Annotated in this window: 21 protein-coding genes and 3 pseudogenes; 15 read left to right on the top strand and 9 right to left on the bottom strand. The window is 70.2% G+C overall.

The window, feature by feature from the left end; translation table 11 throughout:
* Nucleotides 1-20 precede the first annotated feature (20 nt).
* The 4 genes and pseudogenes from clpB to ACSYGN_RS18710 all read left to right on the top strand — a co-directional run bounded on the left by clpB (nucleotide 21) and on the right by ACSYGN_RS18710 (nucleotide 5,764).
* Complete coding sequence (clpB, locus tag ACSYGN_RS18725) at nucleotides 21-2,618, top strand: ATP-dependent chaperone ClpB (protein ID WP_460397087.1); 2,598 nt, start codon at nucleotides 21-23, stop codon at nucleotides 2,616-2,618.
* A 182-nt stretch (nucleotides 2,619-2,800) separates the two neighbouring features.
* The gene (locus ACSYGN_RS18720; RefSeq protein ID WP_460397085.1) at nucleotides 2,801-3,343 is read left to right on the top strand and encodes a type III secretion system chaperone family protein; all 543 of its coding nucleotides are present in this window, start codon (nucleotides 2,801-2,803) and stop codon (nucleotides 3,341-3,343) included.
* Nucleotides 3,344-3,832: 489 nt separating this feature from the next.
* A pseudogene (locus tag ACSYGN_RS18715) lies at nucleotides 3,833-4,642 on the top strand (right-handed parallel beta-helix repeat-containing protein); the annotation flags it as partial.
* A 276-nt stretch (nucleotides 4,643-4,918) separates the two neighbouring features.
* Nucleotides 4,919-5,764, top strand: a complete 846-nt coding sequence (locus ACSYGN_RS18710; protein WP_460403556.1) for a chitosanase — start codon at nucleotides 4,919-4,921, stop codon at nucleotides 5,762-5,764.
* A 127-nt stretch (nucleotides 5,765-5,891) separates the two neighbouring features.
* Here the strand turns inward: ACSYGN_RS18710 and ACSYGN_RS18705 are convergent, their stop codons facing one another.
* Together ACSYGN_RS18705 and ACSYGN_RS18700 are read right to left on the bottom strand one after the other, a co-directional pair.
* Nucleotides 5,892-7,271, bottom strand: coding sequence for an MFS transporter (locus tag ACSYGN_RS18705; RefSeq protein WP_460397083.1), 1,380 nt, complete (start codon nucleotides 7,269-7,271; stop codon nucleotides 5,892-5,894).
* A 194-nt stretch (nucleotides 7,272-7,465) separates the two neighbouring features.
* Complete coding sequence (locus ACSYGN_RS18700; protein WP_460397081.1) at nucleotides 7,466-8,101, bottom strand: TetR/AcrR family transcriptional regulator; 636 nt, start codon at nucleotides 8,099-8,101, stop codon at nucleotides 7,466-7,468.
* A 303-nt stretch (nucleotides 8,102-8,404) separates the two neighbouring features.
* Here ACSYGN_RS18700 and ACSYGN_RS18695 point away from each other — a divergent pair, with 303 nt between their 5' ends.
* Both ACSYGN_RS18695 and ACSYGN_RS18690 read left to right on the top strand, forming a co-directional pair.
* On the top strand, nucleotides 8,405-8,629 hold the full coding sequence (locus ACSYGN_RS18695; protein WP_460397080.1) for a hypothetical protein: 225 nt from the start codon (nucleotides 8,405-8,407) through the stop codon (nucleotides 8,627-8,629).
* 84 nt (nucleotides 8,630-8,713) lie between these two features.
* The gene (locus ACSYGN_RS18690) at nucleotides 8,714-8,929 is read left to right on the top strand and encodes a hypothetical protein (RefSeq protein WP_460397078.1); all 216 of its coding nucleotides are present in this window, start codon (nucleotides 8,714-8,716) and stop codon (nucleotides 8,927-8,929) included.
* A gap of 145 nt (nucleotides 8,930-9,074) precedes the next feature.
* Here ACSYGN_RS18690 and ACSYGN_RS18685 read toward each other — a convergent pair whose 3' ends face one another.
* Together ACSYGN_RS18685 and ACSYGN_RS18680 are read right to left on the bottom strand one after the other, a co-directional pair.
* The gene (locus tag ACSYGN_RS18685) at nucleotides 9,075-9,539 is read right to left on the bottom strand and encodes a BP74-related protein (protein ID WP_460397076.1); all 465 of its coding nucleotides are present in this window, start codon (nucleotides 9,537-9,539) and stop codon (nucleotides 9,075-9,077) included.
* 656 nt (nucleotides 9,540-10,195) lie between these two features.
* Nucleotides 10,196-10,633: pseudogene (locus ACSYGN_RS18680) on the bottom strand (aminotransferase class I/II-fold pyridoxal phosphate-dependent enzyme); the annotation flags it as partial.
* An 80-nt stretch (nucleotides 10,634-10,713) separates the two neighbouring features.
* On the opposite strand from ACSYGN_RS18680, the gene ACSYGN_RS18675 reads away from it, so the two are divergent.
* A complete protein-coding gene (locus ACSYGN_RS18675) occupies nucleotides 10,714-11,199 on the top strand; it encodes a prevent-host-death family protein (protein WP_460397074.1) in 486 nt (161 codons plus the stop codon).
* Between the two features lie 101 nt (nucleotides 11,200-11,300).
* Entirely contained in the window at nucleotides 11,301-11,546 is a 246-nt protein-coding gene (locus ACSYGN_RS18670; protein WP_360221781.1) for a hypothetical protein, read from the top strand.
* 478 nt (nucleotides 11,547-12,024) lie between these two features.
* On the opposite strand, the gene ACSYGN_RS18665 is transcribed toward ACSYGN_RS18670, so the two are convergent.
* The 4 genes and pseudogenes from ACSYGN_RS18665 to ACSYGN_RS18650 form a co-directional block, all read right to left on the bottom strand.
* Nucleotides 12,025-14,028 (bottom strand): RHS repeat domain-containing protein, encoded by a 2,004-nt coding sequence (locus ACSYGN_RS18665; protein ID WP_460397072.1) that lies wholly within the window; start codon nucleotides 14,026-14,028, stop codon nucleotides 12,025-12,027.
* A 202-nt stretch (nucleotides 14,029-14,230) separates the two neighbouring features.
* Nucleotides 14,231-14,467, bottom strand: a pseudogene (locus ACSYGN_RS18660) (hypothetical protein); the annotation flags it as partial.
* 55 nt (nucleotides 14,468-14,522) lie between these two features.
* Nucleotides 14,523-14,957: a BP74-related protein gene (locus tag ACSYGN_RS18655; protein ID WP_460397070.1), complete on the bottom strand. Its 435-nt coding sequence runs from the start codon at nucleotides 14,955-14,957 to the stop codon at nucleotides 14,523-14,525.
* Between the two features lie 349 nt (nucleotides 14,958-15,306).
* Nucleotides 15,307-16,497, bottom strand: a complete 1,191-nt coding sequence (locus ACSYGN_RS18650; protein ID WP_460397068.1) for a pyridoxal phosphate-dependent aminotransferase — start codon at nucleotides 16,495-16,497, stop codon at nucleotides 15,307-15,309.
* A gap of 852 nt (nucleotides 16,498-17,349) precedes the next feature.
* Here ACSYGN_RS18650 and ACSYGN_RS18645 point away from each other — a divergent pair.
* From ACSYGN_RS18645 to ACSYGN_RS18615, 7 genes are all read left to right on the top strand, one after another.
* Nucleotides 17,350-17,874, top strand: coding sequence for a DUF2617 family protein (locus ACSYGN_RS18645; RefSeq protein WP_460397066.1), 525 nt, complete (start codon nucleotides 17,350-17,352; stop codon nucleotides 17,872-17,874).
* Nucleotides 17,875-18,008: 134 nt separating this feature from the next.
* Entirely contained in the window at nucleotides 18,009-19,688 is a 1,680-nt protein-coding gene (locus tag ACSYGN_RS18640) for a polyamine aminopropyltransferase (protein WP_460397064.1), read from the top strand.
* 65 nt (nucleotides 19,689-19,753) lie between these two features.
* A complete protein-coding gene (locus ACSYGN_RS18635; RefSeq protein WP_460397062.1) occupies nucleotides 19,754-20,569 on the top strand; it encodes an SRPBCC family protein in 816 nt (271 codons plus the stop codon).
* 143 nt (nucleotides 20,570-20,712) lie between these two features.
* Nucleotides 20,713-21,498: an aldose epimerase family protein gene (locus ACSYGN_RS18630; RefSeq protein ID WP_460397060.1), complete on the top strand. Its 786-nt coding sequence runs from the start codon at nucleotides 20,713-20,715 to the stop codon at nucleotides 21,496-21,498.
* A gap of 113 nt (nucleotides 21,499-21,611) precedes the next feature.
* Nucleotides 21,612-22,163, top strand: coding sequence for an orotate phosphoribosyltransferase (gene pyrE, locus ACSYGN_RS18625; protein WP_460397058.1), 552 nt, complete (start codon nucleotides 21,612-21,614; stop codon nucleotides 22,161-22,163).
* 199 nt (nucleotides 22,164-22,362) lie between these two features.
* Nucleotides 22,363-23,385 (top strand): class II fructose-bisphosphate aldolase, encoded by a 1,023-nt coding sequence (gene fbaA / locus ACSYGN_RS18620; protein WP_460397056.1) that lies wholly within the window; start codon nucleotides 22,363-22,365, stop codon nucleotides 23,383-23,385.
* Nucleotides 23,386-23,628: 243 nt separating this feature from the next.
* Nucleotides 23,629-25,086 carry an MFS transporter gene (locus ACSYGN_RS18615; protein ID WP_460403554.1) on the top strand — a complete coding sequence of 486 codons (1,458 nt, stop codon included), beginning with the start codon at nucleotides 23,629-23,631 and terminating at the stop codon, nucleotides 25,084-25,086.
* 28 nt (nucleotides 25,087-25,114) lie between these two features.
* Here the strand turns inward: ACSYGN_RS18615 and ACSYGN_RS18610 are convergent, their stop codons facing one another.
* Entirely contained in the window at nucleotides 25,115-25,531 is a 417-nt protein-coding gene (locus tag ACSYGN_RS18610) for a DUF3151 domain-containing protein (protein ID WP_460397054.1), read from the bottom strand.
* Nucleotides 25,532-25,689: the final 158 nt, after the last annotated feature.

Raw genomic sequence — 25,689 nt, 5'->3', positions numbered from 1 at the left:
GCGAGGAGGAGAAAGCGAACGTGGAAGCCGAGCTGACCAACAGGAGCCGGGACGCGATCAACGCGGCCAGCAACCGTGCCGTGACCGGGGGCCACCCCGACCTCACCCCCGCCCACCTGCTCCTGGCGCTGCTTGAGGGCCAGGACAACGAGAACATCATCGACCTGCTGGCGGCCACCGACGCCGACCAGGCCGCCGTACGCTCCGCAGCGGAGCGCGTGCTGGCCCAGCTGCCCAGCGTGACCGGCTCCACGGTCGCACCGCCGCAGCCCAACCGCGAGCTGCTCGCCGTCCTCGCGGACGCGCAGCGCCGGGCCAAGGAGCTGGGCGACGAGTACCTCTCCACCGAACATCTGATCATCGGTATCGCCGCGAAGGGTGGCGCGGCCGGTGACGTCCTCACCAAGCAGGGCGCGAGCGCCGGGAAGCTCCAGGAGGCGTTCCAGAAGGCCCGCGGCGGCCGTCGGGTGACCACCGCCGACCCCGAGGGGCAGTACAAGGCCCTGGAGAAGTTCGGCACCGACTTCACCGCCGCCGCCCGCGAGGGCAAGCTCGACCCGGTCATCGGGCGCGACCAGGAGATCCGCCGGGTCGTGCAGGTGCTGTCCCGTCGCACCAAGAACAACCCCGTGCTCATCGGCGAGCCCGGCGTCGGCAAGACCGCCGTCGTGGAGGGCCTCGCCCAGCGGATCGTGAAGGGCGACGTGCCCGAGTCCCTCAAGAACAAGCGGCTGGTCGCGCTCGACCTCGGCGCGATGGTCGCGGGGGCGAAGTACCGGGGCGAGTTCGAGGAGCGCCTGAAGACGGTGCTGGCCGAGATCAAGGACTCCGACGGCCAGATCATCACCTTCATCGATGAACTGCACACCGTCGTCGGCGCGGGCGCGGGCGGCGACAGCGCGATGGACGCCGGCAACATGCTCAAGCCCATGCTGGCCCGCGGCGAGCTGCGGATGGTCGGCGCGACCACGCTCGACGAGTACCGCGAGCGGATCGAGAAGGACCCTGCGCTGGAACGGCGCTTCCAGCAGGTGCTGGTCGCCGAGCCGACCGTCGAGGACAGCATCGCGATCCTGCGCGGGCTCAAGGGCCGCTACGAGGCCCACCACAAGGTGCAGATCGCGGACAGCGCGCTGGTCGCGGCGGCCACCCTCTCCGACCGCTACATCACCTCCCGCTTCCTGCCCGACAAGGCCATCGACCTCGTCGACGAGGCCGCCTCCCGGCTCCGTATGGAGATCGACTCCTCGCCCGTCGAGATCGACGAACTCCAGCGCGCCGTCGACCGGTTGAAGATGGAGGAGCTGGCCCTCGCCAAGGAGACCGACGCGGCCTCCCGGGAGCGCCTGGAGAAGCTGCGCCGCGACCTCGCCGACAAGGAGGAGGAGCTACGCGGCCTCAACGCCCGCTGGGAGAAGGAGAAGGAGTCCCTCAACCGGGTCGGCGAGCTGAAGGAACGCCTCGACGATCTGCGCGGCCAGGCCGAACGCGCCCAGCGCGACGGCGACTTCGACACCGCGTCCAAGCTGCTCTACGGCGAGATCCCCGCCCTGGAGCGGGATCTCGCGGAGGCCACCGAGGCCGAGGAGGAGGCCGCCCGCAACACCATGGTCAAGGAGGAGGTCGGCCCCGACGACATCGCGGACGTCGTCGCGTCCTGGACCGGCATCCCGGCCGGCCGTCTCCTGGAGGGCGAGACACAGAAGCTGCTGCGCATGGAGGACGAGCTGGGCAAACGCCTGATCGGCCAGTCGGAGGCGGTACGGGCCGTGTCGGACGCCGTACGCCGCAGCCGCGCCGGCATCGCCGACCCGGACCGGCCCACCGGCTCCTTCCTCTTCCTCGGCCCGACCGGCGTCGGCAAGACCGAACTCGCCAAGGCACTCGCCGACTTCCTCTTCGACGACGAGCGGGCGATGGTCCGTATCGACATGTCGGAGTACGGCGAGAAGCACAGCGTCGCCCGCCTGGTCGGCGCACCGCCCGGCTATGTCGGCTACGAAGAGGGTGGCCAGCTCACGGAGGCGGTACGCAGGCGCCCGTACAGCGTGGTGCTGCTCGACGAGGTGGAGAAGGCCCACCCCGAGGTCTTCGACGTCCTCCTCCAGGTGCTGGACGACGGCCGCCTGACGGACGGTCAGGGCCGCACGGTCGACTTCCGCAACGCCATCCTGGTCCTCACCTCCAACCTGGGCAGCCAGTTCCTGGTGGACCCGGCGCTGACCGAGGAGGAGAAGAAGCGGCAGGTCCTGGAGGTCGTGAGGATCTCCTTCAAGCCGGAGTTCCTCAACCGTCTCGACGACCTGGTGGTGTTCTCCGCGCTCAGCAAGGAGGAACTGGGCCGTATCGCACGCCTCCAGATCGACCGCCTGGCCAAGCGGCTCGCCGAACGCCGCCTCAGCCTGGAGATCACCCCGGAGGCCCTGGCCTGGCTCGCCGAGGAGGGCAACGACCCGGCCTACGGCGCCCGCCCACTGCGCCGCCTCGTCCAGACCGCCATCGGTGACCGGCTGGCCCGGGAGATCCTCTCCGGGGAGGTCAAGGACGGCGACACGGTCCGTGTGGACGTCTTCGGCGAGGGCCTGATCGTGGGCCCGGCGACCGGCAAGACGCTGTAGCCGCCCGCCCGCCGGACACGCGCCGCGAGGCCCCGTCACCCGGTGTGGCGGGGCCTCGCGGCGCCTGTCCGCCCACCGGCTGACCGGATCGGATCACCCTCGCCCCCACACCCCTGTCGGGGTTGCCACCCCCCTCCCCGGATGAGGGAGGATGGCAGGATCCGTACGAAGGGAAAAACACGGTGACCATCGATCCGTCCTCGATTCCGAACTTCGGGGGCCAGCCCGAGCCGCAGCCCCAAGGACCGGCGGGCCCCGTCGTCCCGGATCAGGACCTCGTGAAGCAGCTCCTCGACCAGATGGAGCTCAAGTACGTCGTCGACGACGAGGGGGACCTCGCGGCGCCGTGGGAGCAGTTCCGTACGTACTTCATGTTCCGCGGGGAGGCCGAACAGGCGGTCTTCTCGGTGCGGACCTTCTACGACCGTCCCCACAAGATCGACGAGAAGCCGCAGCTCCTGGAGTCCATCGACGACTGGAACCGCAGGACGCTGTGGCCCAAGGTCTACAGCCACACCCACGACGACGGCACCGTCCGTCTCATCGGTGAGGCCCAGATGCTGATCGGCACGGGCGTCGACCTCAACCACTTCGTCTCCTCCACGGTCAGCTGGGTGCGGGCCGCGATCGAGTTCGACAAGTGGCTGGTCGAGCAGCTCGGCCTGGAGCAGGAGGTCAACGACGCGGACGAAACCGACGGCGAGGCCGACACGGACGGGGAGTGACCCCCGCCCCAACCGACCAGGAGCCCGGCCAGGCCACCGACCACCACGGTCGGCTGCCAGGACCGGGCTCTTGCCGTGTTTCACCCGGTCGGGTGTTCCAGCCCGGCCCCCGAGGGGCCCGCGAGGGTCAAGCCCGCCTTAAGGCGGCCGTAAATCGGGTTAGGGATGGGCGGCTCACCTCTTCGGACGGAGGCCGGGCCGACGGGGTGTGCGTGTCCGGTGTTGCGGGTGGGGTGGAAGGAAGTGGCTGGTCAGGGGTGCTGGAGAGGGTCGGGGTGGGGCTCGGCCGATGTGGTGGGCCGGGCTTCGGCGGGGGCGGTGGGGTGGTTCCGCTGTGCTTGACGGGCTTCCGACAACGGAGCCAGGATCTGGTCTCGCATTCGGAAAGTTAGTTTCCAATTGCGGGAGTCGCCGCACCCGGCGTCGATTCCTCCGCCAGAGATCCGACCGCCCGGCCGGACCATCGAAACAGCCCCCGTCGAGGCGGCGATGAGGCCCCGGTGCCGCTACGGCACCACCGGCCCGCGCTCGCCCGGGAACCCACAGGAGACCGTCCTCATGGCCCCTCGTGCACAACACGGCCACCGGCGTCGTGGCGTCAAGCATCCCGCGGTGATCACCGGAGCCGCGGTCCTCGGCGCGGGCGCCCTCGCGTTCACCGGTATCCAGGCGATGGCGACCTCGGCTCCGAAGACTGCGAAGAACGCGACGATCAGCGTCGCCACCGCGGCGCAACTGCGGTCCGCACTGGCCGCGGCGCAGCCCGGCACGACCATCAAGCTGGCCGACGGCACCTACTCCGGCCAGTTCACGAGCACCACCCCCGGCACCGCCGCCGCTCCGATCACCCTGACCGGAGGCGCCGGCGCCGTCCTCACCTCCAACGGCGGCAACGGCTACGGCCTGTGGCTGAAGGGCGCGCCGTACTGGAACCTCACCGGCTTCACCGTGGACAACGCGAAGAAGGGCATCGTCATGGATGCCTCCTCGCACGTCACGATCGACAAGGTGACCGTCCGTCACATCGGTTACGAGGGCGTGCACTTCCGCTCGGGCAGCTCCTACGGGGTGATCAAGAACTCGTCCGTCCACGACACCGGCACCACCGCCCCGCAGTACGGCGAGGGTGTCTACATCGGCTCGGCCCACAGCAACTGGGACCAGTTCGCCGGGTCGACCGGCGTGGACGCCTCCGACCACGTCCAGGTCCTGAACAACCGCATCGGCCCGAATGTGGCCGCCGAGGGCATCGACGTCAAGGAGGGCACCAAGGCCGGCACGATCAGCGGCAACACCCTCGACGGCACCGGTGAGAAGAACCAGAACTCCGGTGACTCGACGATCGACCTCAAGGGCGACGGCTACACCGTCTCCTCGAACACCGTCAGCCACCCGTACACCGACGGCTTCCAGGTCCACAACGCGTACGCCGCCTACGGCTGCGGCAACGCCTTCAGCGGCAACAAGTTCACCCTGTCCGGCGCCAATGGCTACGGCATCAACGTCACCGACAACAGCAAGTGCGCCACGAAGAACACGGTGACCACCTCCAACACCGCCACCGGAGGAAAGGGCCTGACCAACATCGCCACGGTCAAGTCCCCGGAGTCCACCCCGTCCGCGACGCCGACGGCCACCGCCAAGCCCACCGCCACCGCGTCGGCGACCCCGAAGCCCACCGCGACGGCCACGCGGACCACCGCCTCCGGGACCGGTCTGGACGACGCGCGCAAGAAGGAGATCGCGATGGAGCTCGTCAGCTCCGCCGAGAACTCCTCGCTGGACTGGAAGGCCCAGTACGCGTACATCGAGGACATCGGTGACGGCCGCGGTTACACGGCCGGGATCATAGGCTTCTGCTCCGGCACCGGCGACATGCTGGAGCTGGTGCAGGCGTACACCGACGCCGAGCCCGGCAACCCGCTCGCGAAGTACCTGCCCGCGCTGAAGAAGGTCAACGGCACGGAGTCCCACACCGGTCTGGGCAACGCCTTCGTGAGCGACTGGAAGACCGCCGCCAAGGACACCGTCTTCCAGACCGCGCAGAACAACGAGCGCGACCGTGTCTACTTCGACCCGTCGGTCAAGCAGGCGAAGGCGGACGGCCTGCGCGCGCTGGGCCAGTTCATCTACTACGACGCCATCGTGATGCACGGCCCCGGCGACGACGGCGTCAGCTTCGGCGGTATCCGCAAGGCCGCCATGAAGAAGGCCAAGACCCCGGCGCAGGGCGGCGACGAGACCACGTACCTCAACGCCTTCCTCGACGCCCGCAAGGCCGCGATGCTCACCGAGGCGGCCCACGACGACACCAGCCGGGTCGACACCGAGCAGCGCGTCTTCCTCAAGGCCGGCAACCTGGACCTCGACCCGCCGCTGACCTGGAAGACGTACGGCGACTCCTACACCATCAAGAACTGACCGCCCCTTCCCCCACCCGGTGCCCCCGTGCCCCCGTGCCTGCCGCACGGGGGCACCGGTATGCCGCGCGGGTGTTCTGGCGCGGACCGCGGCTGCTTTCGGCGGGCACCCGGAGAAGTCACGGGTTTCAGCAGGCACCCGGAGAAGTCACGGGCCGTCGTGCATCGGTGCTGTCGAGGCGTCCTGCGAGCTGGGTGCCGAGCTGGCGCAGGCCACCGAGGAAGGGCATGCCTGCGGCGACGAGTACGACCAGCGCCCCGGGCAGTATGAACAGCAGGGGCAGGCTCATCGAGCCCAGTGTTCCTGCCAGCGCCTGGGACACCGGTACGAGTCCTGAGCCGGCGAGCATCATCAGGCTCATGATGCGGCCGGTCATCTCCTTGGGTACGCGGGCCTGCATCCAGGTGATGAGCAGGACGGCGAGGAATCCGTTGCCGAGTCCCAGCACGGCAAGCAGCATGAAGTCCAACCACATCCAGGGAATGAATGCGAGCGAGGCGACGATCGCGCCGAAGGCCGCGACGAATGCGAGCATCACGTGGCGCAGGAGCGCCGCGGAGGGGCGGGGCAGCGATCCGGCCGTGAGGTACCCGAAAAGGTTGCCGACGGCGAACGCGGACATGAGCAGCCCGAGCGCGATGCTGCCCTCGGCGAGGCGCCGATCGGCCAGTAGCGGGATTCCCACCAGTACCGGTCCTGTGATCAGGAAGTTGACGATGGCGAGGACCCCGAAGACGGCCCGCAGCGCGGTGTCGTCCCGAAGGTGGCGCAGGCCGACGACTGTCGAGGTGAGAAGGCTGCTCTCGGTGGCTGCCGGTCGGTCGGCCTGGTGCCGGGCGCGCATGCGCATCAGCGTGAGCAGACATACCGCGAAGGTGGCGGCGTCGATGCCGAGCGCGACGGCGACGCCGGTGAGGCTGTGGGCGAACGCGCCGATGAGGGCACCCGCCGCGCTGGGGCCGACGAAGCCGGCCAACTGACCCAGTCCCATGATGACGGAGTTGCCCGCCTGCAGGTCATCGGTGTGGACGAGCTGCGGCACCATGCTGTTTTCTGCGGGCACCGAGAATCCGGCGGTGATGCCGAACAGCGCGCTCGCCAGGAACACCGTCCACAGTTGCACGGCACCGGTGGCCACTGCCATGGCGAGCAGGGCGGTGAGCAGGCCGCGCACCGCCGCGGTGATCTGCATCACCCGGCGCGGTGAGATGCGGTCGGTCACGGCCCCGCCGAAGAGCATGAGCAGTGCCCGTGGTGCCCCCTCGAGAGCGAGCGCCGCGCCCAGGGCCACCGGGCTCCGGGTGAGCTGCAGCACGAGCCAGGGCATCGCGATGAGGCTGAACTGGTCACCGAGCAGGGAGGTGCCCGCTCCGGCGACGAACAGACGGAAGTCGCGCAGGCCCAACACCCTGGACAGGGAGCTGCCGGGCCTGGGTCCGGCGCCCGCCGGAGTGCTGCTGTGGGCGGGGGTCCCGGTCTGAGGGCAGGGGGTGGTCATGGTGGTCATCGGGTCCTTTCAGGCTGGGCCGCGGGGTGAAGTGAGCTGAGCTGGGACAAGACGGTGGCGGCCGTTCACCAGTGGCGGCCGTTCACCGGCGGCCGCCCGGGCCCGGCCGGTGAACGCCATGACGGCCGCCACGGGCAGTGGTACGGAGGTCTCAGGTGGCGAACGGAAACATCAAGGGAGCGGCGCGTCCCAGGTCAGCCCGCGGGGGGCTGTTCCGGCATGAGGAGGAACGCGAAAGTCCCCTCGGCCGCGCCCACCAGGCGTTCGACGAGGGAGGGCAGCGCTTGCGCCCGGCGCGCGAGAGTCTCCGGCGGCCAAGGGGCGATCCCTTCGTCGGTGAGGAACTGCGCAGCGCTCAGCAGGAACTCGGCCGTCTCCAGGGGGAGGCCGACCGCGAAGACGCCGGTTGCGGTGCCCTCGCGTAGCACCTCGGCGTACAGAGGGGCCTGCTGTTCGATCGCCACGGCGAGCAGCCGGGCGTGCATCCCGGCATTCCCGCCACGGTGCAGATGTTCGAGGATTCGCTCGTTCTCGTCGGCGACCCGGCCGGCGGAGATGAGGGCGGCCATTCGCTCGACAGCACCGCCGTCGGCCGCATGCAGGACCTGGCGCATCTGTTCGGTCGCCTGCCCGACGATGTCGGTCACGACGGCCTCGAGCAGATCCTCCTTGGACTTGAAGTAGTGGTAGACGGTGCCCTTCGCGATCCCAAGGTCGGAGACCACGTCGTTCATCGTGAAGACGTCGTAGCCGCGGCTCGCGAACAGACGCCGTGCCGCCGCCACGATCTCGGCACGCCGCTCGTGGGGCTTCTTTACCGTGCGCGCCATCTCGATCACTCTCCTGTATTGACCGACCGTCGGTCAATACAGGACACTAGATTAGTGACCGACCGTCGGTCAATAGCCTCCTGGGTGAGTCCGCGGGGCGGGGGCCGACCCGCACGGAAGCCAGACCTGCGAGCACTGAGGGCAAGGGCGCGGTGCCGGATGGACGTCGGATCCGACGTGGCGCCGAGACACGCAGGTCGCGCCTGTACCTCGTTCGCGATGGAACGCCGACGCCTGTACGGCCGAGCGGCCGCATCGGGAACAGCCGGTCCGGCCGGCATGGTTGCATCGACCGAGGGACTCATGCGGCAGCCCCGAGGCATTGAGGAACTGCTGCAGGTCTCCGACGACCACGCCATCACCCTCCACGGTGAGGCGAACCGGCGGGACCTCTCCGACCCCGACGACCGGTCCATCCTCCGCATCGAGGTCGCGCACGCCTGCCGCTCCTCGGAGGGCACCTCGCGACAGCTGAAGTCCGCGATGCAGGACCGGGCGCGGGAGGGCAGGCCGCGCAGGGCGGCGTGAGGCGGTTCTCGCCGCTGTCCGTCTCGCCGCCCACCGGGTGGACGCCTTCACCCGGCGCTGCTCGGACAACGAGGCGAGAGCCGCGTGATCCCCGTCGTCCACGAGATGGGCAAGCGCACGATCGGCCTGCTGTACCACCTGTACGGACCGGTCACTCACGAGGAGTACATCGCCCCACACCTCGTCGCCGCCCGGGACAGTCTCGCTTCCGACCCCGGCCGCCGCCCAGGAGGACCTCCAACGCATCCCGGACCAGCCCGTCATGGCCTGCCCAAGAGCCGACGGCATCCGATCGAGTGAAGTGGGACTCGGGCCTGGCCTGTCTGCTGCTGTCACGGCAGACAGGCGGTGACCCTCTAGCTTCTGATCAGCGACGTCCCGAGCCCTGGCTCGTGAGGTGCGCCGCGCCGGGGCCTGGGGTCAGTCACCTACGGGGCGGGGACTTCTACGGGGCGGGGACTTCCCGGACCAGACGCGAGCTCCAGTCGCACCAGTAGCCGCCGGGCAGGAAGGCGCCGCCGACCTCGTCGAGGTGGTCTTCGACGTAGGGGATGGTCGCGTCGCAGACCTCGATGGCCTGGTCGAAGAAGTGGGTTGAGTCAGGGTTGTTGCCGAAGCTCCAGCGCGGGTTGTAGGCAGCCTCCCGCTTGACGATCCGCGTGACCACGTGGGGCCGTTCGCTGGTCTCTCCGCTGACGAGCTCCCGGGCGTGCTTGATCTCGTCGCTGTGCGTCAGCTTGATGACGAACTCTTCCCGGGTGATGTCGGTCATCACGAAGTGCGCGGGGCCTTCCGCGGCGGCACGGACCGCCTGTCGGCCGGGAGTAACGGCCTGCGAGGGCGGGGCCGCGACGAAAGCCAGCACGCCGACGGCGGCCATAGTGGCCGCCTTGATGAACACGCTTCGCATGGGTGATCTCTCCTTGTGCCCGGTCGCCGCGCACTGCACGGCTGACTACACAAGGCATTGAATAAGCAACTTAAAGTAATCAACGCTATGTCGGGGTTCGGGTCGGCGATGAATGCCGGTGAGTTCACGCCGGGTCGGCCGGAGGACCGCGGTGGCCATGGGGGCGTCGACACGCGGTGAGGTGGCAGGCGGATTTCGAGGACGACGAATCCTGCGCCTGGGCTACAGGGGAGCGGTTGAGCAGCGCTTCTCCGGCGACCGCCACCGCGTGCAACCCGAGCCGTCGGGCCGTGCGGCGGTGCACCGACTGGTCAGCCCGGACACCTCGACCGTGATCCTTGTGTACGCCTCCCCGCGACACCCGAAGGAAACCGAATAGCCTCTGCGGCCTTGTGGCCGGCGACGTCGGCACCGGGTAGCCGAAGGTCTGTTGATGCTCCCACGGGTTCGAGCAAAGCGATCTGCGCGACGGATGCACGGGGGCATCACCGAAGTCGACACGTGGTGCCGTCGGGCATGATCGCCTCGACCGAGGCGACAGCTACAGCACCTCACCCGGTCGCGGCTGTGCGGCGTACGTTCCCTGACTTCGTCGATCACCCTCGTCCGCTCTCTGCACAGCATCGATGCTCGTTCAGGTCGAAGAGCTCGTGAGCTCAGTCGGCCAGGTGCCGCAGCCGACTTGCTGCTTCTTGGAGGATGCCGTCCTTCTTGCAGAAGGCGAAGCGGACCTGGCTGCGGCCGGCTTCGGGGTCGTCGTAGAAGACGGAGTTGGGGATGGCTACTACGCCGCAGCGTTCGGGGAGCGCGTGGCAGAAGGCGTAGCCGTCCTTCTCTCCGAAGGGGGTGATGTCGGTGGTGATGAAGTACGTGCCCTGGGGCTGGAAGACCGTGAACCCGGCCGTGCGCAGTCCGGCCGCCAGTAGGTCGCGCTTGGTCTCCAGGTCGGTGCGGTAGTCCTCGAAGTACGACTCCGGTAGGCGCAGGGCCTCGGCGACCGCGTACTGGAACGGGCCCGCGCTGACGTACGTCAGGAACTGCTTCGCCGAGCGCACCGCCGTGACCAGGGCTGGGGTCGAGGTCACCCAGGCCACTCCGTGTTCGCGCACCCATTTTTCGGGGACAGCTGTCATCCCGCCTAGAAGTCAGAGTGCAGTCAGAGTACAGTCTGAGTATGAGCGTCGTGTATCTGGCATCCGAATCGGAATCCGTCTCGTTCACCGATCTGTCCCGGAACCCGAAGGCAGTCGCCGCGAGGGCCGCCGCCCTGGGATGTCTGCGTGTCACGCACCGAGACGCGCCGGACATGGTGCTGACCACAGCCATACACGCAGAGCGCACCGAGGAAAACCTGACTACCGCGTCCCGACTGTTCCTTGCCCTGATGAAGCAGGACGGCGGCGCCAGGTCGCTTGTGCTCGCGCTGCCTGAGGTGTTCCCGTGGGTGCGTCACCTGGACGACGAGGAAGTTCGGGAATTCACCGTCGAGCTCCTGGATGCGCTCTCCGACGCCGCTGAGCTGGGCGCCAGGGAGGCTGTGCACCGAGCGATCGTCTCGTGGCGAGCGACCGCCCGCATCAACGCCGACCCTGACCAGCTCAGGGAAGCGCTCCGTCCGCTGGCCGACGTCGAGCTCGGCCCGGTCGAGGTACACGAGTGAGCCCGAAGAAGGGCGATCGGGTCAGTGTTCCCCCGCTGAGCGGTTGGAACGTCATCCACGGGACCACGGAGGCTGCGACAGGTTGGGAGGAGCTGTGCCGGGTGGCGTTGCCGAACGCGCATCGCTGCCTGGAAGCCCTTCGCGCGGACCCGCTGTCGCGCGCCAACTGGAACCGCCAGCACCAGCTCCGCGGCAGGCACGCCACCAGGGAATGGAAGGGCTCCGAGCTGGAGCAGTGGGAGTACGAGATCACCAGCGGCGGCCGCGTCCGCTACCTGGTCAGTCCGGATACCTCGACTGTGATCCTGGTGTACGCCTCGCCGCGACACCCGAAGGACACCGAATAGCGTCAAGCGCTTCGCGCTCTCCCGGCCTCCTACGACCTCGCCGCCCTGCTCGTGGTGGTCGTAGAAGACCGCAGTCGGCGGCGGGCCGTGGATCTCGGCCCGCCGCACCGGGTCCGGCAGGGGCTTCCGCGTTTCAGCGAGCTTCTCGGCGACCCGCACGACAGAACCCGCCCTCGTCCCGATCCGCTGACGGAACCAGAAGCCCATCCGGACGGCGCGCTCCTTACCGTTCGGTCTAGGCGGCGGCTGAATCAGCCACATGTGCTGTGGATGCTCTCGGCGACGCCCGAATTCTGGTTCTGGCTCACTTCAGCACCAGAAGTGAGCCAGAACCAGATTTCTGACCCTCTGACGGCGGATCAAAAGTGAGGCACACCGCCGCAGAGCGGCGGAACGACGCGCCCTGCGGCTGGAAGACCGTGAACCCGGCCGCGCGGGCCGTCGGCAAGCTGGTCGCGCTGGGACGACGGCCCCCGGATCAGCTGACCTTGACCGTCCAGGACGAGGAGTACGTGCCCGTCAGATCGGTGGTACCCGGGCGGTAGACCCGCAGCGTCCATGTCCCCGTGTGCGAGAAGGTGATCTTCGCAGTGGCGCTGCCGCTGGTGGAGAGGGAGGCACTGGTGAGGGTCACCCATGTGCCGTCCTTCTGGCGGGCCTGGAAGCGCAGCGCGGTCCCCGTGACGTAGGGGGAGCTGAGCGCGGTGTAGGACACGGGCTTGCCGTGGACTGCCGTGGTGGCCGGCCTGCTGACCGTGAGTATGGCCTTGACCTGCGACGTCAGGGTCTTGCTGGTCGAGGACGCCCACGTCAGGCTCTTGGCCGCGGTGACGGCGCGCCAGGCGCCGTTGTACTTGGCGGTCGTGGTGTAGGAGGCCTTGCCGGTGCTGTCCGCGGTGACGGTCGCCTGGGTCTTCCAGGTGGAGGTTCCCGCCCGCTTGTACTGGAAGCTGACCTTGGCGCCGGCCGCGGCCTTGGCGCCGGTCTGCGCCACGGTGGCGGTGAAGGTCGCCTTGCTGCCGTAGGTGCTGGTGGCAGGGCCGGTCAGCTGGGTGGTCGTGGCGGCTACGACGCGGAGCGGCTGGCTCCGCACGGTGGTGTCGCCGTACTGGGAGACGACGGTCAGCGTTACGTAGTGCACACCGGTGGTCGTGGCCTTCCAGGTGCCGGAGGGCTGCGCGGGATAGCTGCCGGTGGCAACGGTCGTGCCGTCGACGTCGAGGGTCCAGTGCTCGGCCCGGCTGACGCCGTCGTCGGCGGATGTAGTGGCGGCGATCTTCCAGTTGCTGCCCGCCACGGGGAAGTCCTGGAAGCCGTCCGTCCACGTCGGCTCGACTGTGGACACCACCCTGACCGGCAGGTCCACCCGGCCGTGGGCGCCGCGGTTGTCGACCGTGTCGAACGTCAGCGTGTGGGCGCCGTAGGGGAGCTGGCCGAGGTCGGCGACGAAGCCCCCGGTGTTGCCCTCGTAGGTGTAGGCGCCGACCGGTGTCGTCGCCTGGGCCTTGCCGTCGAGCGACACGGTGGTACTGACCGGGTAGGCGTAGTTGAGGTTGGACGGGAACGTCTTGGTGAGCGCCGACGGGTAGGCGTAGGTCACGTTTACCGGCGTCTCGCCCGGGTGGATGACGGCGTCGAGCTTCGGCGTGATGCTGAAGCCGTGGTCGACAAGGGTGTCGGCCCGGACCGGGGAACCCGCGCGGCCGTCCTTGTCGTAGGCAACGACGTAGACGCCTCCGGCATACAGGCCGGCCGGGACCGCACTCGTGTCCAGCGTGGTGGTCCACGTCGCGCCGCTTTCCGGGGCGGCCAGGTCGGCAGGGGCGGGCCAGGCGCTGCTGGAGCTGAAGTACCGCACGCGCGAGACTCCGTTGTCGCCGGTCGCGGTGGCGCGCAGCGACAACTCGCCGTCCGCGGACAGGCCCACGGGCTTGTGGCCGGTCCAGGCGTCCTCGCCAGGCAGATCGGGCAGGGTGACGACCGGCCGCCCGTTGTCCACGGTGACGTCGGCGTCGGCCGTGACGGTCCGTGGGCGAGGGCTGTTCACGTCGATGTGGATGGTGTTCGCACCGTCGTTCACCAGCGGCGCGGCCACTCCGTTCGTGCCCCCGAACTGCTGGGTGGCGGCGGTGTCCAGGGTCGCGTGCAGGGTGCAGGAGGGCAGGCAGTCCCCCGGGTGCAGATCGAAGGTCTGCTTGAGCGTGCCGGTGCCCTGGTACACGCCGCTGCCGGTGATGCTCACAACGGCCGAGGTGGGCTCGTCGTCCGGGTCCGCGTGCACCGTGAAGGTGACGTCCGTCGTGCCGGTGATCGTCTGCCCGGTGCTGACGGTGCCGTCCCCTCCGGCGTCCGAGGAAATGCCGTCGAACGTGATCACGGCACCGGTGTCGTCCGCGACAGCGGTCGGCGCGGGCGCGACGGCGCACAGAACCGCGGCACTCGCGGCAACGGTGAGCGATCTGACAGATCGGGATATACCCATGTCTCTCCTCCTGGGCCTGCCCCTGGCTCGGCGGAGGGCGCCGGGTGCGGTCCGCACGCTGGTTCGGCTCGGGGCCCGTTCCATGGCGGAACCGGAAACGAGAGGCAGAGCGCAGACCATCCCCAGGTCATTGCGTATGGGCGGGGAGCGGGTGGCCGGTGTGGCAATAGTGTGAAGATCTTGAACGGACTCCGACCGCGTGTCAAGAACCGCGCGCACCGAGATCCACTCGGGCCACCCGGCACCTTCTGCGGCCGGCGTCGGGGTCGTCGTAGAAGACGGGGTTGGGGACGGCGACAACGCCGCAGCGTTCGGGGAGCGCCTGGCAGAAGGTGAAGGCGTCCTTGTCGTCGAAGGGGGCGATGTCGGTGGTGATGACGTACGTGCCCCGGGGCTGGTAGACCTCGAATCCGGCCGCGCGCAGGCCGTCACCGACGAGGAGTTACCGGCCCCGGCTCGTGAGGTGCGCCGCGCCGGGGCCTGGGGTCAGTCACCTACGGGGCGGGGACTTCCCGGACCAGACGCGAGCTCCAGTCGCACCAGTAGCCGCCGGGCAGGAAGGCGCCGCCGACCTCGTCGAGGTGGTCTTCGACGTAGGGGATGGTCGCGTCGCAGACCTCGATGGCCTGGTCGAAGAAGTGGGTTGAGCCAGGGTTGTTGCTGAAGCTCCAGCGCGGGTTGTAGGCGGCCTCCCGCTTGACGATCCGCGTGACCACGTGGGGCCGTTCGCTGGTCTCTCCGCTGACGAGCTCCCGGGCGTGCTTGATCTCGTCGCTCTTCGTCAGCTTGATGACGAACTCTTCCCGCGTGATGTCGGTCATCACGAAGTACGCGGAGCCTTCCGCGGCGGCACGGACCGCCTCTCGGCCGGGAGTAACGGCCTGCGAGGGCGGGGCCGCGACGAAAGCCAGCACGCCGACGGCGGACATGGTGGCCGCCTTGAATAAACATGCTTCGCATGGGTGATCTCTCCTCGTTCCCGGTCGCCGTGCGCTTCACGCCGACTACAGAAAGCATTGAATCAGCAACTTAGAGTAATCAACGCTATGTCGGGGTTCGGGTCGGCGATGAATGCCGGTGAGTTCACGCCGGGCCGGCCGGAGGACCATCGAAGGCAAGAATGCGGCAACGTATCTGGAGGCAACCCGCACCGCCGTGACGGACGCGCCGTTCATCCTTCATGCTTTGCCGGAGAACGTGCGAGCGTTGGCCGGGCGACGATGACGGTGCCCAGCGGGGGTACGTCCCGTGCTCCGCAGCGCCGACGAGGTCGTGAGTTCAGCCAGCCAGCCGTCGCAGCCGACTTGCTGCTTCTCGGAGGACATCGTCCTTCTTGCAGAAGGCGAAGCGGACCTGGCTGCGGCCGGCTTCGGGGTCGTCGTAGAAGACGGAGTTGGGGATGGCGACTACGCCGCAGCGTTCGGGGAGCGCGTGGCAGAAGGCGTAGCCGTCCTTCTCTCCGAAGGGCGTGATGTCGGTGGTGATGAAGTACGTGCCCTGGGGCTGGAAGACCGTGAACCCGGCCGTGCGCAGTCCGGCCGCCAGCAGGTCGCGCTTGGTCTCCAGGTCGGTGCGGTAGTCCTCGAAGTACGACTCCGGCAGGCGCAGGGCCTCGGCGACCGCGTACTGGAACGGGCCCGCGCTGACGTACGTCAGGAACTGCTTCGCCGAGCGCACCGCCGTGACCAGGGCCGGGGTCGAGGTCACCCAGCCGACCTTCCATCCCGTGAACGAGAACGTCTTGCCCGCCGAGCCGATCGTCACCGTGCGCTCGCGCATCCCCGGGAACGTCGCCAGCGGTACATGTTCCGAGGTGTCGAAGACCAGGTGCTCGTACACCTCGTCGGTGACGACGAGGAGGTTCCGTTCGACGGCGAGATCGGCGATCACCGCGAGTTCCTCGCGGGTCAGGACCGTGCCCGTCGGGTTGTGCGGAGTGTTGATCAGGAGCAGCCTCGTGCGGTCGGTGACCGCGTCGCGCAGTTCGTCGAGGTCCAGGCGGAACCCCCCCTCGTGCGGGCGCAGGGTGACCGGGACGCGTCTGCCGCCCGCCATCGCGATACAGGCCGCGTACGAGTCGTAGTACGGCTCCAGCGCGACCACCTCGTCACCGGGCTCCAGCAGCGCCAGCAGCGCCGCCGCGATCGCCTCCGTCGCGCCCGCCGTGACCAGGACCTCCGTGTCGGGGTCGACGGCGAGGCCGTAGCGGCGTCGCTGGTGGTCCGCTACCGCCGTGCGCAGCTCCGGGATGCCCGGGCCCGGCGGGTACTGGTTGCCCCGGCCGTCGCGCAGCGCCCGTACCGCCGCCTCCCGCACCTCCTCCGGGCCGTCCGTGTCGGGGAAGCCCTGGCCCAGGTTGATCGACCCGGTCCGCAGGGCCAGCGCCGACATCTCGGCGAAGATCGTCGTCCCGAACTCGGCGAGCCGGCGGTTGAGGAAGGGGCGTCCGCTGGTGGTCATGCCGGCCATCCTGCGCCGAAGCTCTGGCTTTGCTCAACTCCGCTTTGGGCCGCTGGGGCGCCGGGCATCCCCCAGATCCTGGGGAGCGCCCACGGGGGGACGCTCCGGGGGAACGGAAGGAGGGTGGCGCCATGGTCTTCGGCATCATCCTGGCGGTGGTCGTGGTCCTGGTTCTCGGGAATGCGATCGGCAGGGCACGGCGGCGCCGGGGGAGGGACCGGCTGGTGAAGCGGGGGCGGTCCTCGCGGTCCTCGCGGTCGTACGGCCGCGGCAGCGGGAGCGGGAGTGGGAGCGGCGGGAGCTGGTGGGCCGATACAGGTGACGGCTCCGGCGGGTCCTCGTCGGGCGGGCATCACGGGGGCCACAGCGGTGGCGGCCATCACGGGGGGCATTCCTCGTGCGGAGGCGGTGGCGGCTGCGGTGGGGGCGGTGGCTGTGGCGGTGGGGGCGGGTGTGGGGGTGGCTGCGGAGGCGGCGGCTGAGCCCAGGGCTCGGTACGGGGCTGAGCCCGGGGCTGAGCACGGGGCCGAGTACCGGGGTCGGGAGGCGGTCGTCATCGGGCCGTGGATGTGAGCGAGTCGGGCGGAAGTTGTCGTACCGGTGTGTGGCTTTCACGATCGGGTGCACACAGGTGATTGAACAGATGAGCTGAAGGGCCCTCTGAGGGATGGAAACCCCACGAAGTTGGGTAAAAACGCTGTGGCAGAGCCACAGTTCATGATTCCCTCTAAATCACCAACGCAGCCCCTCGGTCGTCCGCGGGACGCCCCCTCCCGACTGGGCTGTCCCGGCCGTTCCCCCGGTGTCAACGGGGCGGGCCGGGCCGCACCCCCTCTCCTCGCGTGCCAGCGGAGCCGATCCATGCTCACGACCCTGAACACCTCCTACACCGATACACGCGCGGCCGACCTCGCCTGGGCCCTGGGGCGTGAGCCGCTCCCCGCCCTCGCCACGCTCGACCTGGAACTGGCGGGCGCGAAACTCCAGTTGAGACTTCTCGGCGCGTCCCACCAGGTGCTCCTGGAGGAGGAGCGGACGCACTGCTCGGAGACGGTCGCCTGTATCGCGGGGTCCAGCACACCCCTGCCGCTGGGCGTCGCGAAACGGGTCGGCGACTGGGAGTACGAGTTCGCCGCGCGCGTCGAGATGCTGTCCCCGGGCCAGTTCGCGGGCCGAGCCCAGGAGTTGCTGGCGCTGGTCGCCGACCATCCGCACGGTCTCGCGGGCGTCTTCCCCGGCAGCCCGCACGCGTTCACCGCGCTGCTCGCCCAGCGGCACGAGGGGCAGGTGCACTGGCGCACCTGGCACGCGTACCCACAGGACGGGCAGTTGGTGGCGACGCGGACGCGGGTCGGCACCCGGGTGCCGACGGGGAGGGCCCGGTGAGCGGGGCTCCAGTGGCCAACAGGGCTCACTGTGCACGGAGTTAAACGCGCACCGGCTCAACGGCTGCGAATTCGGCACGTATTACACACGTGTGGGTGACGAAACATGCCGTAGCCATGACATAACGTCTCAGGATGATCGAACCGCGCGCACCGGCCACCGGGAATCCGTCGGGGTCCCCGACGGGTTCGCCGACGGGTCCCCCGACGGATTTCCCGCCGTTCGGCGGAGGTTCGGCGCGGCTGCCCGTCCGGCCCGCGACCGGGCGGTTCCTGGTCCTCCTGGGCGTGTTCGTCTGCGCCGCCTGCGGACTGGTGTACGAGCTCGAACTCGTCGCCCTCGCCTCGTACTTGATCGGCGACTCGGTCACCCAGGCGTCCGTCGTGCTGTCCGTCATGGTCTTCGCGATGGGCGTCGGCTCGCTCGCCGCGAAGCGGCTGTGCCGGCTCGCGGCGGCCGGCTTCGGGGTGGTCGAGGCCGCGCTCGCCCTGGTCGGCGGCTGCAGCGCCATGGCGTTGTACGCCGTCTTCGCCTGGACCGCCGACTGGGGCGGACTGTGGGCCGACGGACCACGGCTGCTGCTGGTCGTCTTCTCCCTCGCCATCGGCCTCCTCATCGGCGCCGAGGTCCCCCTGCTGATGGAGCTGATCCAGCGCATCCGCCGCCAGGACGTGGGCGGCGCGGTCGCCGACCTGTTCGCCGCGGACTACGTCGGCGCGCTGGCCGGCGGCCTCGCCTTCCCCTTCCTCCTGCTGCCGTTCCTCGGCCAGCTCACCGGTGCGCTGCTCACCGGCACGGTCAACGCCACCGCCGGTGCCGCCCTCGTCCTCGGCCTCTTCCGCCGCGACCTCAGCCGCCGCGCCCGCAGGCTGCTGCTCGTCGCCAACGTCGCCGTCCTCGTCGTCCTCGCCTCGGCCGCCGTCCTCGTCGACGACTTCGAGCGCGCCGCACGCCACGCGGTCTACGGCGCCGATGTGCGCGTCGCCGTCCAGACCGGTGCCCAGGAGGTCGTCCTCACCGGCGGCACCGGCGGGCGCCCCCTCGATCTCTTCCTCGACGGCCGCCTCCGGGTCGCCGGACGCGACGAGCGCCGCTACCACGAGGCCCTCGTCCATCCCGCCCTGCACGGCCCCCACGCCCGCGTCCTCGTCCTCGGCGGCGGCGACGGGCTCGCCGCCCGCGAGGTGCTGCGCCACCCGGGGGTGCACCGGGTGGACATCGTCGACCCCGACCCGGACGTCGTACGGCTCGCCCGCCACGACCCCGCCCTCTCCCGTCTCAACCACCACGTCTACGGCGACCCGCGCGTCCACGTCACCACGGCCGACGTCTTCTGCCGGCTCCGTGCGCTGCCCGCCTCGTCGTACGACGTCGTTGTCGCGGACCTGCCCGACCCCGGCATCTCCTCCGACGCGAAGCTCTACTCCGAGGAGTTCTACGGCCTCGCCCGCCGCGCCCTCGCCCCCGGCGGCCGGCTCGTCGTGCACGCGGGTCCGGTCGAGTCCCGTCCGCGCGTCTTCTGGACGGTCGAGGCGACCGTCCGCGCCGCCGGACTGCGCACCGCGCCCTACCGGGTGGGCGGCCGCACCTCCGGCTACGCCGCGGGCCCCGACCGCACCACCGGCACGGCGGGTGCCCCGCGCGACTGGGGCTTCGTCCTCGCCTCCGTACGGCCGCCCGTCCTCCGCGTCGACGGCAGCGAACCGTTCCTGCGGACCCTCACCCAGGCCTCCCTCCTCGCCGACGCCAGAGCGGCGGACCGCACCCGGGTGCCGGGGGTGGCGGCATCGACGCTGGTGCAGCCGCGGTACTGAACGGCACCGCGAGACGGGAGCGAACCGATGGGAATCCGGGCCGGGGCTGGGTAGGCTCCGCCGACATGGAGCATGAGGCGTTCGTTCCGGTACCGCCCGACCGACTCAGGAAGGCGCTCACCGACCCCGGGAGGGTCGCGCGCGCGATCCCGGGGCTCCAGCGGGACGCCTCGGCGGGGGAGAGCGGCGAGGCCGGTGGGGTCGGTGGGGTTGGTGGGGTTGGTGAGGGGGCCGTCGTCGGGCGCCTGAAGGTGCGCGTCGGCGGTACGACGATCACCTACCGGGGCTCGGCACGTGTCACCGCCCGCCCCGACGGGGGCTACGCCATCGAGACCGACGCGACCGAGTCCCGAGGCACGGGCGCGGTGAAACTCACGCTCACGGTGGAACTGCGGGAGTCGGACGACGGCACGACGGTGGTCTACGGCGGCACGGGAACGGCGTCCGGCCGGCTCACGGAACTGCCGGAGGAGACGGTACGGGCGGCGGCGACGCGCTTGCTGAACCGTTTCACGGAGCAGTTGGCCCGGGAGGTGGAGCAAGCACCGGAAGCGCCGCAAGAGCCCTCCGCCGAGCCGACGGAACCCTCGGAGACTCCGGAACCGGAGGCCGAGTCCGCCCCCGCAGACGCCCCCGAGGCACCCGAGCCCACCTACCCCGACTCCCCCCACCCCCCAGCCGAAGCGGCCCACGCCCGCCGCACGATGATCGGCCGCAGTGCCGAAGAGGTCGACCACGCCCCACCACGCGGCCGCTACGCCCCCGTCCCCGCACCGCAGACCATCACCGGCGAAGCCACCCTCCGCTGGTTGGCCCCCGCGGCGGCATTGGCGGTGGCATCGGCGATCGTCGTGGCGAGGATGCTCCGCAAGAGACGCTGAACGGCGAGGTGCATCGGTGCCGATCTGACCGACCGAGTCGGGTGGGCGGGTGGGCAACACTGGGGTCCGGGGGGCAGAGCCCCCGGAAACCACTCGCGAAACCACCCGCACCCCCACCCCCCGCCGACGTTAGGGTCGGACCCGTGACCGCAGACATCACCCTGACCGCAGCCGACGCCGAGGCAACCCTCCGGCCGGAGCACGGCGGCAGACTGACCGGCCTCAGGATCGCCGGTACCGAACTCCTCCGCCAGGGCGACCGCTTCGGCTCCTTCCCCATGGTCCCCTGGTGCGGCCGGACCCGGGACGGCCGCTTCCTGGACGGCGCCACCGTCCGCCGGCTTCCGCTCAACGCCCCGCCGCACGCCATCCACGGCACCGCCCGGGACGGCGCCTGGAAGACGGCCCGCACGTCGGCCGGGGAGGCGGTGATCACGTACGACCTGACCGACCCCTGGCCCTACACCGGCCGCGTCACCCAGGTGGTCGCCCTGACCCCGGACAGCCTGACGCTCACGATGTCGGTGGAGACGTACGACGACTCCTTCCCGGCGCAGATCGGCTGGCACCCGTGGTTCCACCGCAACCTCGGCGGTGAGGACGTACGGCTCGACTTCGCGCCCGCCTGGCAGGAGGAGCGCGGCGCCGACCACCTCCCCACCGGCAACCGGATCGACCCGCTGCCCGGCCCCTGGGACGACTGCTTCGGGATGCCCGGCGGCGTCGATGTCACCCTCACCTGGCCCGGGCAGCTGGAGCTGAAGGTGACGAGCAGGGAGGAGTGGGTGGTCGTCTACGACGAGCAGGAGGCCGCCGTGTGCGTGGAGCCGCAGACCGGTCCGCCCAACGGCCTCAACACGCTTCCGCGACTGGTCACACCGCTGGAGCCGCTGGAGGCCACGACGACCTGGTCCTGGCGGCGCCTTTGAGCGCCTTTAGGGTCTGCCTGGAGTTGTGATCTGGATCAGGCAACGCGGCGAGCGTGCGTGCCACGCCCTGCGAGCCCAGATCACAACTCCAGACAGGCCCTAGGCTGGCTGCCATGACGGACGACGTGCGTGGCACCCTGCTGCGGCAGATCAAGGACAAGGCCGTGGTGCACGGCAAGGTGACCCTCTCCTCGGGTCTGGAGGCGGACTACTACGTCGACCTCCGCCGTATCACCCTGGACGGCGAGGCCGCCCCGCTGGTCGGCCAGGTTCTGCTGGACCTGACGGCCGGGCTGGAGTTCGACGCGGTGGGCGGTCTGACCATGGGCGCCGACCCGGTGGCCGCGGCGATGCTGCACGCGGCGGCGGCCCGCGGCCGGAGGCTGGACGCGTTCGTCGTACGGAAGGCGGCCAAGGCGCACGGGCTGCAGAGGCGGGTCGAAGGTCCCGAGATCGCGGGCCGCAGGGTCCTGATCGTGGAGGACACCTCGACCACCGGCGGCTCCCCGCTCACCGCGGTGGACGCGGTGCGGGAGGCCGGCGCGGAGGTCGTCGCCGTGGCCACCATCGTGGACCGGGCGACCGGCGCGGCCGAGAAGATCGAGGTGGGCGCGGGGGTGCCGTACCTCTACGCCTACGCGAAGGACGAGCTGGGTCTGGACTGAGCGGCCCGCGCGTATCGGGACGAATGGCCCTAGGAGCCCGGGTCCCGGGGACTGGAGCATCGGGCCGAGTCTGGAAAGATGGGGCTGACAATGGCGTCGCACCATGGGCCGGGTCAGGGCCGCACGACACGAGGCCGGACACTCTCAGGGCCGTAGAACCACAGCAGTACCTCAACCCGCGGATACAAGGAGCGGTCAGATGCCCATCGCAACCCCCGAGGTCTACAACGAGATGCTCGACCGGGCGAAGGCTGGCAAGTTCGCCTACCCGGCCATCAACGTCACCTCGACCCAGACCCTGCACGCGGTGCTGCGCGGCCTCTCGGAGGCCGAGAGCGACGGCATCGTCCAGATCTCCACGGGTGGCGCCGAGTTCCTCGGCGGCCAGTACAACAGGGACATGGTGTCCGGCGCGGTCGGCCTCGCCGAGTTCGCCCACGTCGTCGCCGAGAAGTACCCGGTCACCGTCGCCCTGCACACGGACCACTGCCCCAAGGACAAGCTCGACGGGTACGTCCGCCCGCTGCTCGCGATCTCCGAGGAGCGCGTGAAGGCCGGCCGCAACCCGCTCTTCCAGTCGCACATGTGGGACGGCTCCGCCGAGACCCTGGCCGACAACCTGGCGATCGCGCAGGAGCTGCTGGCCCGCGCCGCCGCCGCGAAGATCATCCTTGAGGTCGAGATCACCCCGACCGGTGGCGAGGAGGACGGTGTCTCCCACGAGATCAACGACTCCCTCTACACGACGATCGACGACGCGGTCCGCACCGTGGAGGCCCTCGGCCTCGGCGACAAGGGCCGTTACCTGCTCGCCGCGTCCTTCGGCAACGTGCACGGCGTCTACAAGCCGGGCAACGTGGTGCTCCGTCCCGAGCTGCTGAAGGAGCTCAACGAGGGCATCGCCGCCAAGTACGGCAAGGCCTCCCCGTTCGACTTCGTCTTCCACGGCGGCTCCGGCTCCACCGCCGAGGAGATCGCCACCGCGCTGGACAACGGCGTGGTCAAGATGAACCTCGACACGGACACGCAGTACGCCTTCACCCGCCCGATCGTGGACCACGTGTTCCGCAACTACAACGGCGTCCTGAAGGTCGACGGCGAGGTCGGCACCAAGTCGACCTACGACCCGCGCACCTGGGGCAAGCTGGCCGAGGCGGGCATGGCCGCGCGCGTCGTCGAGGCGACGCAGGCGCTGCGCTCCGCGGGCAACAAGATGAAGTAAGCGGCTCGCGGCAGGGTGTCTGCCGCCGCCGTCAGCCGGGAGAGCCCGGCGCCCCGGACCGACTGCGGTCGGTCCGCCGGGCGCCGGGCTCTCCGCGTTCCGGACACCCCGGGGTATACCGGAATGGTGGCCGATTCAGATTCCGATGACGCAGTCGCAGCCGACGCAGCGGAAGCACGTGACGCAGCCGACGCAGCAGTCGCAGGGGACGCAGCCGACACAGCCGCCACCGGCGACCTCGCCGTGCGGCTGTCCTCCGCCCGGGGCCGCTGGATCCTGTTCACCACGGTCCTCGGCTCGACCATGGCCCTGCTGGACTCGACGGTCGTCAATGTCGCCCTGCCGCACATCGGCGACGACCTGGGCGCCTCTCTGGCCCAGCTCCAGTGGACGGTCAACGCCTATCTGCTGACGCTGGCGGGCCTGATCCTGCTGGGCGGCACCCTGGGCGACCGCTACGGGCGCCGCAGGATCTTCGTGATCGGTGTGGTGTGGTTCGCGACGGCCTCGCTGCTGTGCGGGCTGGCCCCCACGGCGGACGTCCTGATCGCGGCCCGCGCGCTCCAGGGCATCGGCGGTGCGCTGCTCACCCCGGGATCCCTGGCCCTGATCCAGGCGTCCTTCCACCCCGACGACCGGAGCCCCGCGGTGGGCCTGTGGTCCGGCTTCGGCGGCGTCGGCGCGGCGGTCGGCCCGTTCCTGGGCGGCTGGCTGGTGGACGGCCCCGGCTGGCGCTGGGTGTTCTTCCTGAACGTCCCCCTGGCCATGCTCTGTGTCCCGGTGGCGCTGCGCCACGTCCCGGAATCGGCGGCGCCGGGAGCCCGTACGTCCCACCAGCGCTTCGACATCACCGGCGCGGCCCTGGCCGCGCTGTCCCTGGCCCTGCTGACGTACGCGCTGATCGAGGCGGGCCACGGCCAGGCGGCGCTGGTGACGACGACGGCGGTGGGCGGCCTGGTGGCGGCCGCGGCCTTCCTCTACGTCGAGAAACACACCCCGAACCCGATGATGCCGCTGGACATCTTCACGTCACGCCAGTTCACGGCGGTGAACCTGGTGACGCTGTGCGTGTACGCGGCGTTCGGCGGCTTCTTCTTCCTGACCGCGCTCCAGCTCCAGGTGGTGTCGGGCTACTCCGCGCTCCAGGCGGGCGCGGCGCTGCTGCCGCCGACGGTGCTGATGCTGCTGTTCTCGGCCCGCTCGGGCGCCCTGGCGGACCGTATCGGCCCCCGGATCCCGCTGACGGTGGGCCCGCTCCTCTGCGCCGCGGGGCTGCTGCTGATGCTGCGGGTGGGCAAGCAGGCGGTCTATGTGACGGACGTCCTCCCGGCCATGGTGGTCATGGGCACCGGGATGGTGGTGCTGGTGGCGCCGCTGACGGCGACGGTTCTGGCGTCCGTGGACACCGCGCGGGCGGGGCTGGCCAGCGGTATCAACAACGCGGCGGCACGGGCGGCGGGCCTGGTGGCGGTGGCGGCGCTGCCGGTGCTGACGGGGATGGGCCCGGATGCGTACCGGTCGGCCGACGCCTTCGACAGCGCGTTCCGCAAGGCGATGCCGATCTGCGCGGGAGTCCTGCTGGTCGGGGCGGCGCTGGCCTTCACCCTGGTACGCCGCCCGGCCCCGGGCTGCCGCCACCCCGACTGCCACACCCATTGCAGCATGACGGCCCCACCCTTGGAGGGCCGCCAGAGCCGCTAGCTGCCGCTGCCTACTTCTTCGACTCGGCCTACTTCTTCAACTCCGCGTAGGCCTCGGCGCTGCTGTCCTGAAGGAACTGCTGGCAGCGCTCCTGCTCGTCCTTCTCCCCGATCTCCCCGGCGGCCCGGGCCAGCGCGGCGAGGCAGCGCAGGAACCCCTGATTCCCCGCGTGGCTCCACGGAATCGGCCCATGCCCCTTCCACCCGGCCCGCCGCAGCGCGTCCAGCCCCCGGTGATACCCGGTCCGGGCATACGCGTACGACTCGACGACCCGCCCCGCCCCGAACGCCTCCTCGGCCAGCACGGCCCACCCGAGCGAGAAGGCGGGATACTTCGCCACCACCTCGACGGCCCCCACACCGCCTTCCAGCATCCCGTAGGCGTCCTCGTTCACCGGCAGTTCGGTCGGCCCGGGTCCACCGAGCAGATTCTTGTGCGTCGTCATGGTCTGCAGTGTGCCACCCGGGCAGGATGGGTGCGGGGAGGGTGGGGAGAGCGGGGACGGCCCAGGAGATCCCCTCTTGCCGTCGGGTGGAGGGTCACGCAGGATGCCCGTGGGGACCGGGGCCCCCGTGCCGGCAAGGCAGGGGCGGACCGCTACCC

The organism is Streptomyces sp. YIM S03343, from assembly GCF_054729195.1.
The sequence above is the reverse complement of the archived record's forward strand: the minus strand, read 5'-3'. Positions and strand labels throughout refer to the sequence as shown.